Origin of the sequence: Pseudomonas sp. NPDC008258 (genome assembly GCF_042956345.1) — a bacterium.
Taxonomy (GTDB): domain Bacteria; phylum Pseudomonadota; class Gammaproteobacteria; order Pseudomonadales; family Pseudomonadaceae; genus Aquipseudomonas.
The window spans coordinates 103,660-119,843 of record NZ_JBIBGE010000013.1; the positions used below are offsets into that span (position 1 = coordinate 103,660).

Annotated in this window: 11 protein-coding genes; 8 read left to right on the top strand and 3 right to left on the bottom strand. The window is 63.3% G+C overall.

What is annotated here, in order from left to right; genetic code table 11:
- Positions 1-88 precede the first annotated feature (88 nt).
- Positions 89-5,140: an AAA family ATPase gene (locus tag ACFY9W_RS13030; protein ID WP_391130704.1), complete on the top strand. Its 5,052-nt coding sequence runs from the start codon at positions 89-91 to the stop codon at positions 5,138-5,140.
- A gap of 116 nt (positions 5,141-5,256) precedes the next feature.
- Here the strand turns inward: ACFY9W_RS13030 and ycaC (ACFY9W_RS13035) are convergent, their stop codons facing one another.
- Together ycaC (ACFY9W_RS13035) and ACFY9W_RS13040 are read right to left on the bottom strand one after the other, a co-directional pair.
- Positions 5,257-5,883, bottom strand: a complete 627-nt coding sequence (gene ycaC / locus ACFY9W_RS13035; protein ID WP_060498171.1) for an isochorismate family cysteine hydrolase YcaC — start codon at positions 5,881-5,883, stop codon at positions 5,257-5,259.
- 72 nt (positions 5,884-5,955) lie between these two features.
- Positions 5,956-6,318 carry a helix-turn-helix domain-containing protein gene (locus ACFY9W_RS13040; RefSeq protein WP_391130708.1) on the bottom strand — a complete coding sequence of 121 codons (363 nt, stop codon included), beginning with the start codon at positions 6,316-6,318 and terminating at the stop codon, positions 5,956-5,958.
- 137 nt (positions 6,319-6,455) lie between these two features.
- On the opposite strand from ACFY9W_RS13040, the gene ACFY9W_RS13045 reads away from it, so the two are divergent.
- From ACFY9W_RS13045 to ACFY9W_RS13060, 4 genes are all read left to right on the top strand, one after another.
- Positions 6,456-7,427, top strand: a complete 972-nt coding sequence (locus tag ACFY9W_RS13045) for a DJ-1/PfpI family protein (protein WP_391130711.1) — start codon at positions 6,456-6,458, stop codon at positions 7,425-7,427.
- A gap of 269 nt (positions 7,428-7,696) precedes the next feature.
- Positions 7,697-9,484 carry a monovalent cation:proton antiporter-2 (CPA2) family protein gene (locus ACFY9W_RS13050; RefSeq protein ID WP_391130714.1) on the top strand — a complete coding sequence of 596 codons (1,788 nt, stop codon included), beginning with the start codon at positions 7,697-7,699 and terminating at the stop codon, positions 9,482-9,484.
- A gap of 517 nt (positions 9,485-10,001) precedes the next feature.
- A complete protein-coding gene (locus ACFY9W_RS13055) occupies positions 10,002-10,295 on the top strand; it encodes a hypothetical protein (RefSeq protein ID WP_391130717.1) in 294 nt (97 codons plus the stop codon).
- A 172-nt stretch (positions 10,296-10,467) separates the two neighbouring features.
- Positions 10,468-11,046, top strand: a complete 579-nt coding sequence (locus tag ACFY9W_RS13060; RefSeq protein ID WP_391130720.1) for a PBECR2 nuclease fold domain-containing protein — start codon at positions 10,468-10,470, stop codon at positions 11,044-11,046.
- Between the two features lie 195 nt (positions 11,047-11,241).
- On the opposite strand, the gene ycaC (ACFY9W_RS13065) is transcribed toward ACFY9W_RS13060, so the two are convergent.
- Entirely contained in the window at positions 11,242-11,871 is a 630-nt protein-coding gene (gene ycaC, locus ACFY9W_RS13065) for an isochorismate family cysteine hydrolase YcaC (protein ID WP_391130723.1), read from the bottom strand.
- A 262-nt stretch (positions 11,872-12,133) separates the two neighbouring features.
- Here ycaC (ACFY9W_RS13065) and ACFY9W_RS13070 point away from each other — a divergent pair, with 262 nt between their 5' ends.
- The 3 genes from ACFY9W_RS13070 (at position 12,134) to ACFY9W_RS13080 (ending at position 16,111) form a co-directional block, all read left to right on the top strand.
- The gene (locus ACFY9W_RS13070) at positions 12,134-13,045 is read left to right on the top strand and encodes a LysR substrate-binding domain-containing protein (protein WP_391130726.1); all 912 of its coding nucleotides are present in this window, start codon (positions 12,134-12,136) and stop codon (positions 13,043-13,045) included.
- Between the two features lie 203 nt (positions 13,046-13,248).
- On the top strand, positions 13,249-14,511 hold the full coding sequence (locus ACFY9W_RS13075; RefSeq protein WP_391130729.1) for an OprD family outer membrane porin: 1,263 nt from the start codon (positions 13,249-13,251) through the stop codon (positions 14,509-14,511).
- Between the two features lies 1 nt (position 14,512).
- The gene (locus tag ACFY9W_RS13080; RefSeq protein WP_391130732.1) at positions 14,513-16,111 is read left to right on the top strand and encodes an MFS transporter; all 1,599 of its coding nucleotides are present in this window, start codon (positions 14,513-14,515) and stop codon (positions 16,109-16,111) included.
- Positions 16,112-16,184 lie beyond the last annotated feature (73 nt).

Here is a 16,184-nt window from a genome sequence, read left to right on the forward strand (position 1 = left end):
GTTCCTGCCAACCAGCCTGTAACCCGCATCCTCACAGGGCCCGCTGCGTATACTCGCGCCTCTGGATGTCGCTAGCAGGGGGTGCTTTATGCTCGATGAACGCCTTGCCCACAGGCCCATCGATTTCGACCAGTCGGCCGACGAGGGCTGGCTGAACCGGTGTGACATCAGCGCGCTGGGCCAGGAAGGCGAACTCAGCTACTTCCACCTGCGCGACCCTGCCACCGACCAGGCCTGGATCGCCGTGCGCGCGCCGCTCGAAGCCCCCGCTGCCTGCCAGCGCCTGGAACGCGACTACCGCCTGCGACTGGACCCGCAGTGGGCGGTGATCCCCTCGGCGTTGGTACGTTCGGCCGAAGGCCCGCTGCTGGTGTACCCGGCCGGCCACTCCATCGCCGACCTGATCGCCGAAGGCCCCGCATGCCTGGTGCCCTTTCTCGACATTGCGGTCAACGCGGCCAATGCCCTGGCTCAGGCCCACGAACACAATGTGCTGCATGGCGCGCTGCAGCCCGAGCATGTGTGCCTGTACGCCAACCAGCGGGTGCGGATAGGCTGCTTTCGCGCCGACCCCGCCGAACAGATCAGCGAACAGGGCACCCCACTCGGTAACTGGTCGTACCTGGCGCCTGAGCAGGTCTGCCCGCATGGCAGCAACACTGACCGGCGCAGCGACGTCTATGCCCTGGGTGCGATCCTGTACCAGTTGCTGCTGGGCGAACTGCCTCTGGCCGGGCGCGACACTCAGCACTGGCGCCAACTGCATGCCGGCGTGCAACCACGGGCGGCCTGCGAAGTGGACAACACAGTGCCGCAGCCGCTCAGCCGGGTGCTGGCCAAAGCCCTGGCCAAGGAGCCCGACGCCCGCTACCAGAGCGCCCATGCCCTGGCAGTAGACCTTGCCCACTGCCAACGGCAATGGGCGGGCAGCAAGGCCATGCAAGCCTTCGAGCCAGGCTGCGCCGACCCCGCCGCCCCCAGCCGCGTTCGCCTGTACGGGCGCAGTGCCGAGCAAAAGGCCATTACCCTGCTGCTCAAGGGGTTGCGCCGCGACAGCAAGCCCCAGGCACTGCTCATCAACGGCGCCGCTGGCATGGGCAAATCGAGCCTCGTACAGGCTGCACTCAAGGCCAGTGCCGAAGGCTACTGGGCCGTCGGCAAGTGCAACAGCCTGGCCCAGGCCGTGCCTTATGCACCCTGGGTGGAAATCCTCGGCGCGCTTACCACCCAACTGCTGGCCAAGAACAGCCAGGACCTCGACACGCTGCGGCGGGAAATTCTGCGCCGCATCAAAGGTCACGGCCGTCTGCTGGGCAAGCTTGCGCCACAACTGCAACTGATCCTCGGCCCCCTGCCCGACCTGCCGGCAAAGCCCACACGGCTGGTATTGCAGAAAGAGCTACGGGCTGTGGTCGAATTTCTTCAGGTGTTCAGCCGCCCGGGGCGCCCGTTGGTGCTGTTCCTTGATGACATGCAATGGGCTGACGACACCACGCAGAGCCTGTTGGAGCAACTGCTCGCCCAATCGCCCGACAATTTGCTGCTGATCATTGCCCGGCGCAACGATGCGCAAACCGGCGGCCCTGCGCTGGCCATACCCGCCAGTGTCCGCACCACCACGCTGAACCTGCGCCCGCTGGCCGTTGCTGCCGTGACCGAGCTGATCAGCGAGCGCTACCACGTCAGCCCCGACCAGGCATTGCCGGTGGCCGAGCTGGTGCATGACAAGACCGCGGGCAACCCGTTCTTCATCAACCAGATCCTCAGGGCGATGGTCGAGGACCAGTTGTTCACCTTCGACACCCAGGCCATGCGTTGGTCGTGGTGCCTGAAAGCCGTGGCCCGGCACCGCTATTCCGACAACGTCGCCGACCTGATGATCCACCGCCTGGCACGCCTGCCAGCCCCCCAGCGCGATGTGATGCGGGTCGCCAGCGCGGCGGGCAACCGCTGTGACGAGCACGTACTGCGCCAGGTGCTAGGCGCACCATCGGAAGATGCGCTGAGGGCCTTGGTTGCCGCGGGCTTCCTGCTGCAAACCCGCAAAGGCCTGGCCTTTGCCCACGGCCGAGTGATGGAGGCCGCCTACGAACTCACGCCCGTGCGCAACCGCACCCAACTGCACGCGCAGATTGCCTTGGCCCTTTACCAGGCCTGGCAAGAGGACTTGCACGAGGTGACATTTGACGTTGCCAATCAGCTGCAAAGCGCCGCCCCATGCGGGTTTGCAACGAATGACTGCGCACTGTTCCTGCCACTGTTACATGAAGCCGCAGTGCGCGCGCGCGACAGCGGCGCCGTAGAGCAGGCCGCAGACTACCTGAATACTGCCGAACACCTGCTGAGCCGGTGTGAAACGCTTGAAAGCCACGCCACACAAGGGTTTGCCATGAGTTGCATGGCGGCAGAATGTGCCATGCAACTGTCGCGCATGGCCGAAGCCGAAGCCTGGGTGATTGCCAGCCGCCAGCGCGCATGCACGGCACTGGACCAGGCACAGGTGTGCAGGTTGCAGGCGCGCCTGCACACCTTGCACTGCGATTACCAGGCAGCCATCACTACCGCCCTGGCCGGCCTCGACCTGCTGGGCATCCGCCTGCCCACCGGCGTTGACAACCAGAAAGTCGAAGCCTGCTACGCCAATGTTCAGACGCTGGTCGAGCAAAAAGGCCGCCACTGCCTGGAGTCTTTGCCACGCACCGACTCGGAAGAAGTGGCCATTGCGGTAGGGCTGCTGGCAACGCTGTCGTCATCGTTTTATGTGCGGGACGACATTTGCTTCCTGCACCTGGCCAAGCTCGTGGAGCTGTCGCTGCTGCAGGGTGTCGCGCCGGGCAGTACCTATGGCCTGGCCTGGTTCGGGGTGATGATCGCCGAGCGTTTCGGCGCTTACCACGATGGCCATGCCTTTTGCCTGGCCGCGCTGAAGCTGATCGAGCGGCACGGTTTCGAGGCCGACCTTACCAGCGCGCTGCTGGCCCTGGACCAGGTCAGCGCCTGGACCTCGCCGATGGAGGCCGCCCGCCGCACCGCGCTGGAGGCCGTCGACTCGGCACGCCTGAGCGGCGACCTGGCGATGAGCTGCCATGCCTGTAACCACCTGGTTTCCGACTCGCTGTTCATGGGCCGCTACCTCCCGGATGTGGCCGGCGAAGTGGCACAGGGCCTTGCCACCGTGCGTAGCCATGGCTACAGCGATGTCGAACAGATCCTGCTGGCCCAGCGGGCATTCATCGCCAACCTGAGCGGCGTACCCGGCCCGGCGGCCGTTACAACCCCGGTGAACTCGCCCATCACACTGTTCTTCTGGCATCTGTTCAGCGGCATGAGCGCGTTCTACCTGGGCGATATCCCGCAGGCCGTGCGCAACCTGACCCAGGCCGGTGACAACGCCTGGGCAGTACCCGCGCACATCAACCTGGCCGATTACCATCTGTTCCGCGGCCTGACCCTGGGCAGCCCGGAGGCCACCGGCAGCCTGGCCGGCAAGCTGACCGAACTGCAAGTGCTGCGCGAGCGTTTCGGCCACTGGGCCAGCTTCAACCCCGCCACCTTCCGCAACAAGTTGCTGCTGATCGAAGGCGTCATCGCCAAGCTTGAGGGCGACGGCCTGGCCGCTATCCGCTGCTTCGACCAGGCGCAGATCGCCGCTGCGGCTGCCGGCTTCATCCACGAACAGGCCCTGGCCCACGAACAGCTGGCCGAGGTGTGCATCCCCAGCGGTCTTATCTCCGGGGCCAACCTGCACCTGCGCATTGCCCGCGACTGTTTCCATCTGTGGGGCGCGACCGGCAAAGTGCATCAGCTGGAGGCTTTGCACCCCTTCTTGCGCACCCAGCCCATCCAGGAAACCTGCCACGCCAACCAGCAGGCCAAGCTGGACCTGGAGGCCGGTATAGAAGCGGCGCGCGCATTGTCTGAAGAAGTCCTGCTCGAAGGGCTGATCGAAACCCTGATGGGCCATTTGACCCAGCATTCCGGGGCCGACCATGGCGCCCTGTTGATCGTCAGTGGTGCTGAATTCCAGATGGCCGCCCTCGCCTACATCGACGATGCAGGGCTGCACGTGAGCATGGACAACTGCCAGAAGTTCATGACCCAGGCGCCGCTTTCAGTCATCAACGCCACCATGCGAACCCGCAAGCCGCTGGTGCTCAACGACGCCCAAAGCGATTGCCCCGAAGCCTTCCGCCACGAGCTGCAGGCGCGCAACGCCCGTTCGGTGCTGTGCCTGCCGCTGGTTATCCAGGGCGTGCTGATCGGCCTGGTGTACCTGGAAAACCGCCTGGTGCCCAACCTGTTTGGCAGCCAGCGCCTGGCCATGCTGGAAATCCTCGCCTCGCAGGCAGCGGTATCGCTGCAAACTGCCAAGTTCTATACGCGCTTGGCCGAAGACAACCAGAGCCGCGCACAGATGGAGGCCGAACTACGCCGCTCCCGTGCGGAGCTGGCGCGCAGTGCACACCTGCAAGTGATGAACGAGCTGTCGGCGTCCATCGCCCACGAGATCAGCCAGCCGCTGCTGGGCATCACCTCCAACGCTGCTGCCAGCCTGCGCTGGTTGAAGCGCGCCAAGCCCGACCTGGACGAGGCGATTGCCGGCCTGGAAGACATCCGCAACGACAGCGAACGTGCGGCCAATATCGTGCGCGCACTGCGTTCGCTGGCCAAGCAATCGCCGATGCAGCTGAAGGCCGTGAAGCTGGACGAACTGATCCGCGAGGTCGTGCGCCTGACCTCGGCCGATGCCGCCAAGGGCACGGTGGACGTGCAGACACGGTTGCAAGCCGGGGTGAGCGTGATGGCCGACCCGGTGCAGTTGCAGCAACTGGTGTTCAACCTGATTACCAATGGGCTGGAGGCGCTGGCGGGGTATCGCAACGACGGCGTACTGCGGATTGCTTCGGCAGTGATCGGGGATGCGGTGGAAATCTGCGTGGACGACAACGGGCCGGGGATTGCGCCTGAGGAGCGGGAGCACGTGTTTGGGGCGTTCTACACCACCAAGCGTAGTGGCATGGGGATGGGCCTGGCGATCTGCAGTTCGGTGGTGCAAGCCCATGGCGGGCAGTTGCAGGCGCTGGTTTCAGAGCTGGGTGGGTGCCGGATTCGTTTCACCCTGCCTCTGGATATTTCATAGCCTGTTCTGGCCCCTTCGCGGGCTTGCCCGCTCCCACAGGGATTGCACGAGCCTGACAGGCACCGCTGTCACTGTGGGAGCGGGCAAGCCCGCGAAGAGGCCAGAACAGGTTTACATCAACGCGAGGTCAACGCCGCATAGCTGTTCATCAGGTTGCGGTAGTTGGGAATACGCTGCGACAGCAGGTTACCCAAACCTTCAATATCGTTGCGCCAGTCACGGTGCAGCTCACAGGCCACCGAGAACCAGTTCATCATCTGCGCGCCAGCCTGGGTCATGCGCACCCACGCCGCCTGCTGCACGGTTTCGTTGAAGGTACCCGAGGCGTCCGTCACCACGAACACTTCAAAGCCTTCAGCCAGCGCCGACAAGGTCGGGAACGCCACGCACACATCGGTTACCACGCCAGCAATGATCAGCTGCTTGCGGCCGGTGGCCTTGATTGCCTTGACGAAATCTTCGTTGTCCCAGGCGTTGATCTGGCCTGGGCGGGCGATGTAGGGCGCATCCGGGAACATTTCTTTCAGCTCGGGCACCAGCGGGCCGTTCGGGCCTTGCTCGAAGCTGGTGGTGAGAATGGTCGGCAGGCCGAAGAACTTGGCCAGGTCACCCAGGGCCAGCACATTGTTCTTGAACTCGTTGGGCGAAAAGTCCTGCACCAGCGAGATCAGGCCAGTCTGGTGATCCACCAGAAGAACCACGGCGTCGTCTTTGTTCAGGCGCTTGTAATCGGGTTGGCTCATGGGGTGACTCCTTGGGTTGGGAAAACGGGCCGGCACTGTCCGTAAGGGGCTATACCGGTGGGTAGATTCTGCTTAAGGAATGGCCTGCGCCTGGCGCCAGGCCTTGGGCGGCTGGCCAACCAGGCGGCTGAAGGCGCGGGTGAAATGGGCCTGGTCGCAAAAGCCGCACTCCAGGCTCACGTGGGTGATCGGTGCTTCGGTGGCAAGCAGGCGCTTGGCCTTTTCCATGCGCGCCAGCAGGCGCCAGGCCTGGGGTGAAAGGCCGGTGTTGACCTTGAAGGCACGGGAGAAATGGCTGCGGGTGAGGTTGCACACGCTGGCGATCTCGATGATCGACAGCGAGCTGCGCAGCATCAGTTCCTTGGCCTGGCGCAGCCGCGCGGGCGTCAACGCGCCGGGGGTTTGCAGCGGCTCTTGGGGGGTGCCGGAATGCATGGCGACTCTCCTGTTGAATGCAGAAAGTCTCGCCCCCGGCACATGACAAAGTCCTGAGCCAAACCTGAATTGTTCTTAATTGTGTGCAGCGGTATACCGTAAGATGCACGCTGTACTCAGCTACCGAGCGAAGAAGCATGCAGGTAAACGCTCACCGCACCGTGGCCATGGTGCTGTTCAACGATGTGCTGTTGCTGGACGTCACTGGCCCCATGGATGCATTCGCCATCGCCAACCGGTTTTTACCTGCCGAGCGGCAATACCGCCTGCTGACCCTGGCCGAAGGGCAAGCTGCTGTGCGCGGCTCATGCGGGCTGAAAGTGGTGGCTGACCTGCGCCTGGAGGATTTGCCGGAGGCCGTGGACCTGTTGCTGGTACCCGGCGGCCCTGGCGCGTATGACATTGCCGTGCCAGCGCTGGAGCGCTGGTTGCCACAGGCGGTGCGCAGTGCCAGGCGCTTTGGTGCCATCTGCACCGGGGTGTTCCTGCTGGGCCGGGCCGGGCTGCTGGACGGCTACCGCTGCACCACCCACTGGAACTACGTGGAGCGCCTGGCGCGAGCGTTTCCCGAGGCCAAGGTCGAGACCGAACAGATTTACGTGATCGACCGCTGCCTGATTACCTCGGGCGGGATTACGGCGGGTATCGACCTGGCACTGGCGGTGGTGGCCGAAGACCACGGCAAGGCGCTGGCCCTGGAAGTGGCCAAGGTGCTGCTGGTCGCCCGCCATCGCCAAGGTGGGCAGACGCCTTACGGGCCGTTGCTGGCGGCGGTGCCGCGTGATGATTCGCCGATTGCCCGGGTGCAGGCGTACATCGTGGACCATATCGAGCAGGCGTTCACCGTGCAGAAAATGGCCGACCTGGTGGCCATGAGCGGGCGTAATTTCGCCCGCACGTTTCAGCGTGAGGTGGGGATTACACCGCTGCAGTACTTGCAGAACGCGCGCATCGACCGGGCACGCAAGCTGCTCGAATGCGGCGACCTGCCGTTGAAGGTGGTGGCAGCGCAGTGCGGGTTTGGCAGTGACCGGCATATGCGCAAGGTGTTCTGTGAGCGGATCGGCATGACCCCGGCGCAGTATCGGGCGCAGTTTGGCGGGGCCTGAACGCGGTCCTTGTGGGAGCGGCCTTGCGTCGCGAAAGGGCTGCGCAGCGGCCCCGGGATCTTGAGGTAAAGCTACAATTTCCGGGGCTGCTTTGCAGCCCTTTCGCGACACAAGGCCGCTCCCACAACTGAACGCAGCCCGCAGCTACTGTCTCTTTTTTCAGGACAATCTTACTTTCCAACAGCAGATTGTCTAACGCCACCCCAGCCCCCAGAATCGTCGGCCAAACTGTTCAAACGCTGCCCCGGCAGCTCATGGAGTACGAGCCAATGCCACACGAAGGCAGCCTTCTGCAAACCGCGGTGATCTTCCTGCTCGCCGCCGTCCTCGCCGTCCCGCTGGCCAAACGCCTGCAACTGGGTGCCGTGCTCGGTTACCTGCTGGCCGGCGTGGTCATCGGCCCGCAAGCGCTGGGCCTGATCCGCGACACCGAGAGCGTGGCGCACATTTCCGAGCTGGGCGTGGTGCTGCTGCTGTTCATCATCGGTCTGGAACTGTCACCCAAGCGCCTGTGGCTGATGCGCAAATCAGTGTTCGGCGTCGGCACCGCCCAGGTGCTGCTGACCGGTGCACTGATCGGCGCCATCGCCCTGTTCGGCTTCAGCCAGTCGCTACCGGCAGCCATCGTGCTCGGCCTGGGCCTGGCGTTGTCGTCCACCGCCCTTGGCCTGCAGAGCCTGGCCGAGAGCAAGCAGCTGAACGCCCCGCACGGTCGCCTGGCCTTTGCCATCCTGCTGTTCCAGGACATCGCCGCCATCCCGCTGATTGCCCTGGTGCCGTTGTTGGCTGCCAGTGGCCCGGACACCAGCCACGGTGACAGCCTGCAACACGGCCTGAAGGTATTTGCCAGCATCGCCGTGGTCATCATCGGCGGCCGCTACCTGTTGCGCCCGGTGTTCCGCACCGTGGCCCGCACCGGCCTGCCAGAAGTGTCCACCGCCACCGCATTGCTGGTGGTGATCGGCACCGCGTGGCTGATGGAAGAAGCCGGTGTGTCCATGGCCCTGGGCGCCTTCCTTGCCGGCCTGCTGCTGGCCGACTCGGAGTATCGGCATGAGTTGGAGTCGCAGATCGAACCGTTCAAGGGCCTGCTGCTGGGGCTGTTCTTCATCAGCGTCGGCATGGGCGCCAACCTGCGCCTGCTGCTGGAAATGCCGCTGGTGCTGCTGGGCCTGACCTTGCTGCTGGTGGCTGTGAAGCTGGTGCTTTTGATTGGCGTCGGCCGCCTGGCCGGTGGCCTGAACAGCGCCAGCGCCCTTCGTTTGGGCATGGTGCTGGCCGCCGGGGGTGAGTTCGCCTTCGTGGTGTTCAAGCTGGGCAAAGACCAAGGGCTGTTCGACACCCAGACTTACGACCTGTTGCTGATGACCATCACCCTGTCGATGGCCATCACCCCGCTGCTGATGATTGGCTGCGCCCGCGCCCTGAAACGCCCACAGCCTGTGCGGGAAGTGCCTGAGCAGTACAAGCAGATCCAGACTGATACACCGCGGGTGGTGATCGTCGGCATGGGCCGTATGGGCCAGATCGTGGCGCGCATTCTGCGGGCGCAGAAAATCCCGTTCATTGCCCTGGAAACCTCGGTGGACACCATCGAGATGACGCGGATGTTCGAACAGGTGCCGGTGTTCTACGGCGACCCGCTACGCCCGGAAGTGCTGCATGCGGCAAAGGTGGGTGAGGCGGAGTACTTCATCATCACCATTGATGACCCTGAAGCGGCCATTCATACCGCTGAACGGGTGAAGCGCCTGTACCCGCACCTGAAAGTGCTGGCCCGGGCACGTAACCGCCAGCATGTGCACAAGTTGGCGGATGTGGGTGCAGAGCCAATTCGCGAGACGTTCTACTCCAGCCTGGAGATGACCCGCCGCGCGCTGGTGGGGTTGGGTTTGAGTGATGAACAGGCGGCGGACCGGATTGCGCGGTTTACCCAGCATGATGAAGAGGTGCTGGTGGCCCAGGGGCAGGTGCGTGATGACCGGGCCAAGGTGATGCAGACGGCCAAGGAGGCGCGGGTGGAGTTGGAGCGGTTGTTTGATTCGGATGCGGATTGAAGATTGGCGCATCGCTTCAGGAAGAGGGCTGAGGCGCAATGCCAGTCAGTTAAGCCATTCGGGCAGCCATTGGGGCTGCTTCGCAGCCCATCGCCGGCAAGCCAGCTCCCACAGAAACCGCGAAGAACTTGAGGTTTATGCCGTACCTGTGGGAGCCCGGCTTGCCGGCGATGGGCCGCGTAGCGGACCCAACACACCAAATTCTCAGCAGCGTCCTACGTTTTTCCGGGCCGTTTCTTACATGTGCACATAGCCTGAAGAATTATCCTACACACCGTGTCGACGCCCGTCTGATTGTCCGGGGAAGGCCTGCTCTCTAGGCTGACCGGGTCGCTGTCGGTTCAGCGATCGGGTGTGGAAACCCGGATGTGATGAAGGACTGCCGTAATGGCAGTTGTGCGCGTGTGGCCTTTTGGCCTACCGGCTTGCCTTCTCCCCGGTTTTCCACCTCGCGTACAACTGCCGCCTTCTGCGTGGAAACGGGTGGTTGCAGTTCATTTCTGGAGAAGGAGTTGCCATGAAGAGAATCGTCCCCGATCCACCCCTCCCCGACACAACTCAACGCCCTTTCAGCCGCTGCGATGCCGGCCATCCCCCATTGTTCACAGTAAACCCGGGCGTCTCCGCCCACGATGCCCTGGTACATGTCGCCCAGTACCTGCGCGGTGCCTACGACTGCGGCTACAAAGCCTTGGAGCATCTGGATGACACAGGCAAAAGCCTGTTCTGGAGCAACCTGAATGCACTCGAAATGGCAGAAGGGTTGGTTGAGGCATTGCTGGATGGGATGGAGTCACAGCCCATAAGTTAAAGCGCTTTGCATCAGACCTGAGCAGGCTGCTGTGACTGGCCTGCTCAGCCTCAATATAGGAAACACCCTACAAAGCGCGTCCCTCCCCGTCTGATTGTTCAAGAAAACTCTGCTCTCTAGGCTCACTTGGCCGCCACCGCATCAGCGACATCCATCGCAGCCAGGTATCTCATTGAGCCCCAACCACTCCATCGCGAAAGTCACCGAGAGCAAAAGCCAGAACAATTGGGTGGACGAGAAACTGCCAGACCTCAAAACGCTTGCGCGTGAACTGCGCGCCCAGGCTATCGAAGAACTCGCTTCTGCCGACTCACATGACGCCGCAATTGAACTGGCTGCACAGCACCTGGGCTTGAGCAGAGAAGATGCCAGCCGGGTAATCGTCAAAAGCCCAATGGGCGACATCCTGATTCGGCGTAGCTGTATCCATCACATTGTCGAAAAGCGACAGGACGCCCGGGAACGCTATGTCAAAGTCGCCCTGGATACGCTGATCGGACCATTTGAAGTGTGGCAGGTGGCATACACCAATAACACCAACAGGCTTGCCTTTATAGGCGTCTACGAGACCAAGCGGCAGATGCTGGTGGTCGTAACACTCGACAAAGGCAAAATGCTGTGGAATTTCATGCAGTGCGATGCAAAAGCTCTGAACAAGCATCGCCACGGGAAGCTGCTCTACAAGCGGTACACATTTCTACCGAGCAAAGAAAAGGGCCACTGTTACCAGTGGCCCTGTAAGCATGCTTGATATTCATATACACACCCTCAAGCCGGGGTGTGGAGGTCTCACCCGACGCTGATGATTCAGCCATCGACGGGGTTCCTACGCCAACTGTTGCCGCTGAATGGCAGCTGGTTTCGCGCTCAACTGAGACGCTAACAACACTCTCGCATCAAGTCAATGATCGCTCTCAGTGGAATTCAACCATCAGGTTACCTGGTGTTACCTACCCGAAGTCAGCGCGTTATAGCTGGTCATCAGGTTGCGATAATCCGGAATGTGGTTCGAGCACAGCGCCGCCAGCCCTTCCACATCGTTGCGCCAGTCGCGATGCAGCTCACAGGCCACGCCGAACCAGGTCATCATCTGCGCCCCCGCCTGGCTCATGCGGTCATGGGCAGCATCACGGGTCATTTCATTGAAGGTGCCGGACGCATCGGTCACCACGAACACATCGAACTCTTCTTCCAGCGCCGCCAGGGCCGGGAAGGCAACACACACTTCAGTCACCACACCAGCAATGATCAGCTGCTTCTTGCCAGTGGCCTTCACCGCCTTGACGAAGTCTTCGTTGTCCCAGGCATTGATCTGGCCAGGGCGAGCGATGTACGGCGCATCCGGGAACAGCGCTTTCAGCTCGGGCACCAGCGGGCCGTTGGGGCCTTGTTCGAAGCTGGTGGTGAGGATGGTCGGCAGGTTGAAGAACTTGGCCAGGTCAGCCAGGGCCAGCACGTTGTTCTTGAACTTGTCCGGCTCGATGTCACGCACCAGCGACAGCAGGCCAGCCTGGTGGTCGACCAGCAGTACGGCAGCGTCGTCTTTGTTCAGGCGGTTGTATTTGAAGTTGGCCATGGTCTGTGCTCCTAAGGGTTATGAAGTTTTCAGCAATTCGGGGTGTTTCGCGTTGATGGGCACAGATTAAAATCATCACCTTTGCGGCGGTAGTTAGCAGAATCTGGCTTTAGCGTTCCGTTTTATGAACGATGGTTTGGCGTTGGATTTGCTGGCCTCTTCGCGGGCACGCCCGCTCCCACAGGCGATGTGCGATCCCAGTGGGAGCGGGCATGCCCGCGAAAGGGCCAGTACAGGCAACCCGTTACCCGGAGAACGATCATTGGAAGACCTCAACTCCCTCTACTACTTCACCCAGGTAGTCGAGCACGGCGGCTTCGCCCCGGCCGGGCGGGCGCTGGACATGCCCAAGTCAAAGCTCAGCCGGCGCATCGCCGACCTTGAGGACCGCCTGGGCGTGCGCCTGCTGCACCGCACCAGCCGGCACTGCTCGCTGACCGAGATCGGCCAGGCCTACTACAACCGCTGCCTGGCTATGCGCGTGGAGGCCGAGGGCGCGGCGGAGATCATTGAGCGCAACCGCAGTGAGCCGCGCGGGCTGGTGCGCATCAGTTGCCCTACCACCCTGCTCAACTCCTGGGTCGGGCCGATGCTGACCCGCTACATGCTCAAGTACCCGCAGGTTGAGCTGTTCATCGAAAGTACCAACCGCCGCGTCGACCTGCTGCACGAGGGCTTCGACATTGCGCTGCGAGTACGCTTTCCGCCGCTGGAAAACACCGACATGGTGATGAAGGTGCTGAGCAACAGCACCCAGTGCCTGGTCGGCCAGCCGCAGTACCTGGACCAACTGCCCAAGGGCTTCGATCCGCAACTGCTCGGCACGTTGCCGAGCCTGCATTGGGGCAGCGCCCAGCGCGAGTACCAGTGGGAGCTATTCCAGGGTGAGGACAGCAGCCGCAGCATCGTCATCCCGCATACACCGCGCATGGTGACCGACGATTTATTCGCCCTCCGCCATTTTGTGGTGGCCGGGGTGGGGATTGCGCATTTGCCGCGGGTGGCGGTGCGCGAAGACCTGGCATCGGGGCGGTTGGTGGAACTGATTCCGGACTGGCACCCGCGGTGCGGCATCGTGCATGCGATCTTCCCCTCGCGGCGCGGGTTGCTGCCGTCGGTGCGGGCGTTGATCGATCATCTGGCCGAGGAATTTGCGATCAGCGACATGGCCTAAATGGGTAGCTGCCTGCTCCGGCCCTTTCGCGGGTGAACCCGCTCCCACAGGGTCGGCGCTGGTCCCGAGACGTGTGCAGTACCTGTGGGAGCGGGTTCACCCGCGAAAGGGCCGGGACAGGCAAAGCCCGTTAAAGCACACACATACAAGACCCCTGACCTACCCTTCATCCACAGTCCCGGATCATCCACCCCGGAGCCCCCATGATCCGCGCCACTCACGGACCAGGCCGCGCCCTGCTCGCCACCCTCGCCCTCTGCCCCGCACTCAGCCAGGCCGAGGAACCCGGCTGGTCGCTGCTCAGCCGCAACTACTTCCTGCACAGCGACTTCCGCACACCTTCCGGCAGTGGCCAGAACTACCGCCAGGAATGGGCCCAGGGCTTCATCGGCGAGGTGCGCTCAGGCTTTACCGAAGGCACCGTGGGCGTAGGCATCGACGCCCATGGCTTTCTAGGCCTGAAGCTGGACGGCGGCCGCGGCCATGCCGGCACTGGCCTGCTGCCGCGCGACAGCGATGGCCGCGCCGAATCCGACTATTCAAGCGCTGGCGCCGCACTAAAACTGCGCCTGGGCAACACCCGACTGCGCTACGGCGAGATGATGGTGGAGACCCCGGTATTCGACACCGGCGACAAACGCCTGCACCCGGAATACGCCACCGGCTGGTTCGTGGAGAATACCGACCTGCCCGACTGGCGCCTGCAAGCCGGGCGTTTCACCGCCTTCAACAACCAGGACAACAGCTCCACCCACGACGACTTCAGCGGCTACGGCGCCACCACCCACAACCGCGCCATCAGCCTGGCCGGCGCCACGTTCGCGCCCGCTGGCCCGTTCGGCGGCGCGCTGTACGCCGGGCAACTGCAAGACACCTGGCGCCAGGCCTACCTGAACCTGAACCTGGCCGAAGGCAACTGGCGCGTGGACGGCAACCTGTACAGCACCCACGACACCGGCAACGCCAGCGCCGGGGCAATCGACACCCTCGCCTACAGCCTGCTGGCCAAGTACAGCTTCGGCGCCCAGGCGCTGAGCCTGGCCTACCAGAAAGTCGAGGGCGACACCCCGTTCGACTTCGTCGGCGGCGATTCCATCTACCTGGCCAACTCGATCAAGTACGCCGACTTCAACGGTCCCGGTGAGCGCTCGTGGCAACTGCGCTACGACCTCAACTTCGCCACACTCGGCGTCCCCGGCCTGAGCCTGATGGGCCGCTACGTGAGCGGCCGCGGCATCGATGGCAGCCATGCCCCGGCAAACGGCGCCTATGTGAACCAGTACGGCAAAGGCGGCAAACACTGGGAGCGCGACATCGACCTGAAATACGTGGTGCAGTCCGGTGCCGCCAAGGACCTGAGCCTGTCGTTCTCCCATGTAAGCCACCGCGCCAACCAGGCCCAGGCCGGCGATGACATCGACCGCATCTACCTGATCATCGAATACCCACTCAAAGGCAGCTTCTGACATGAGCACTTCCCCTTCAGGCGCCTGGAGCCCGTTGCGCAACACCACCTTCCGCATGCTGTGGATCGCCACAATCGCCTCCAACATCGGCACCTGGATGCACGAAGTTGGCGCCGGCTGGCTGATGACCACGCTGTCGGCCAGCCCGCTGCACGTGGCGCTGATACAGGTGGCCGGATCATTGCCGATGTTCTTTCTCGCCCTGCCGGCGGGTGCGGCGGCAGATATCGTCGACAAGCGCCGCTACCTGTTGCTGGTGCAGCTGTGGATGTCATCGGTCGCCGTGATATTGGCGGCCCTCACCCTGCTGGGGCTGATGAACGTCACCCTGCTGCTGGTGCTGACCCTGGCACTGGGCATCGGCACGGCGTTGATGATGCCGGCCTGGAGTGCGCTGACGCCGGAACTGGTGGGCAAGGAAGACCTGGCCAACGCGGTGGCCATTTCCAGCGTCGGCATCAATGTGTCCCGCGCCATTGGCCCGGCCCTGGCTGGCGTGGTGGTAAGCCTGGTTGGCCCGTGGCTGACCTTTGCCCTGAACGCGGTTTCGTTCGCCGGGGTGATCCTGGTGCTGTTCCTGTGGAAACGCGAAGTGAAAGAACCGCTGTTGCCAGCGGAACGATTTGTCGGTGCCATGCGTACCGGGCTGCGTTTCGCACGCAGTGCCAAACCCTTGCAGGCCGTGCTGTTGCGAGCGTTGGCGTTTTTCTTCTGCGCCAGCGCTGGCACCTCGCTGCTGCCCTTGATCGTGCGCGGTGAAATGCACGGTACCGCTGCCGACTTCGGCCTGCTGCTGGCGGCCATCGGCATTGGCGCAGTGGCCGGCGCGACCTTGCTGCCACGCCTGCGCGAACGCATCAGCCGCGACCGCCTGGTGCTGTTTGCCAGCCTGCTGTATGCCCTGTTCCTGCTGGCCCTGGCACTGGTGCGCAACTTCTACGTGCTGATGCCAGCGATGCTGCTCAGTGGTGCGGCGTGGATTGCCGTGCTGTCGAATTTGCAGGTGGCAGCGCAAACCTCTGTACCGGCCTGGGTAAGGGCGCGGGCGTTGTCGGTGTACATCCTGATCTTCTTCGGCGCCATGGCCTGTGGCGGCTTGCTGTGGGGTACGGTTGCCAGCCATGTATCGATCACTCTCAGCCTGCTGTTTGCCGCAGGTGGCCTGGCATTGGGCACCTTGCTGACCTGCAAGGTGACGCTGCCGGAAACCGAGGCTGAAGAGCTGACGCCGTCGCTGCACTGGCCGGTGCCAGTGCTGAGCGATGACATGGACAAGGAAAGCGGGCCGGTGATGGTGACCGTGGAGTACCACATCGACCCGGCCAAGGCCGAGGCGTTTCAGCAGGCGGCGCGGGAGCTGGAGGCGATGCGCAAGCGCAATGGCGCGTTGTCGTGGGGGTTGATGCGCGACAGTGCCGACCCGGCGGTTTGGCTGGAGTTCTTCTTTGAAGAGTCGTGGCTGGAGCATTTGCGGCATCACCACCGAGTAACGCGCGGCGAGCTGAAGATCGAGGCGCGGGTGCGGATGCTGCAAACCGATGGGGTTGCGGTGAAGATCCGGCATCTGTTGGCTGGCGGGGAGCATAAGGCGCACCATTGATGCTGCCTGCTCTGCCCTCTTCGCGGGCTCGCCCGCTCCCACAGGGACCGCGCAGAGCCTGAGAGCTAAGCCG

Bases quoted from the DNA above. Each gene is read 5' to 3' on its own strand.
- ACFY9W_RS13030 (WP_391130704.1), top strand. From the start codon at position 89: ATGCTCGATGAACGCCTTGCCCACAGGCCCATCGATTTCGACCAGTCG.
- ycaC (WP_060498171.1), bottom strand. From the start codon at position 5,883: ATGAGCCAACCCGATTACAAGCGCCTGAACAAAGACGACGCCGTGGTT.
- ACFY9W_RS13040 (WP_391130708.1), bottom strand. From the start codon at position 6,318: ATGCATTCCGGCACCCCCCAAGAGCCGCTGCAAACCCCCGGCGCGTTG.
- ACFY9W_RS13045 (WP_391130711.1), top strand. From the start codon at position 6,456: ATGCAGGTAAACGCTCACCGCACCGTGGCCATGGTGCTGTTCAACGAT.
- ACFY9W_RS13050 (WP_391130714.1), top strand. From the start codon at position 7,697: ATGCCACACGAAGGCAGCCTTCTGCAAACCGCGGTGATCTTCCTGCTC.
- ACFY9W_RS13055 (WP_391130717.1), top strand. From the start codon at position 10,002: ATGAAGAGAATCGTCCCCGATCCACCCCTCCCCGACACAACTCAACGC.
- ycaC (WP_391130723.1), bottom strand. From the start codon at position 11,871: ATGGCCAACTTCAAATACAACCGCCTGAACAAAGACGACGCTGCCGTA.
- ACFY9W_RS13075 (WP_391130729.1), top strand. From the start codon at position 13,249: ATGATCCGCGCCACTCACGGACCAGGCCGCGCCCTGCTCGCCACCCTC.
- ACFY9W_RS13080 (WP_391130732.1), top strand. From the start codon at position 14,513: ATGAGCACTTCCCCTTCAGGCGCCTGGAGCCCGTTGCGCAACACCACC.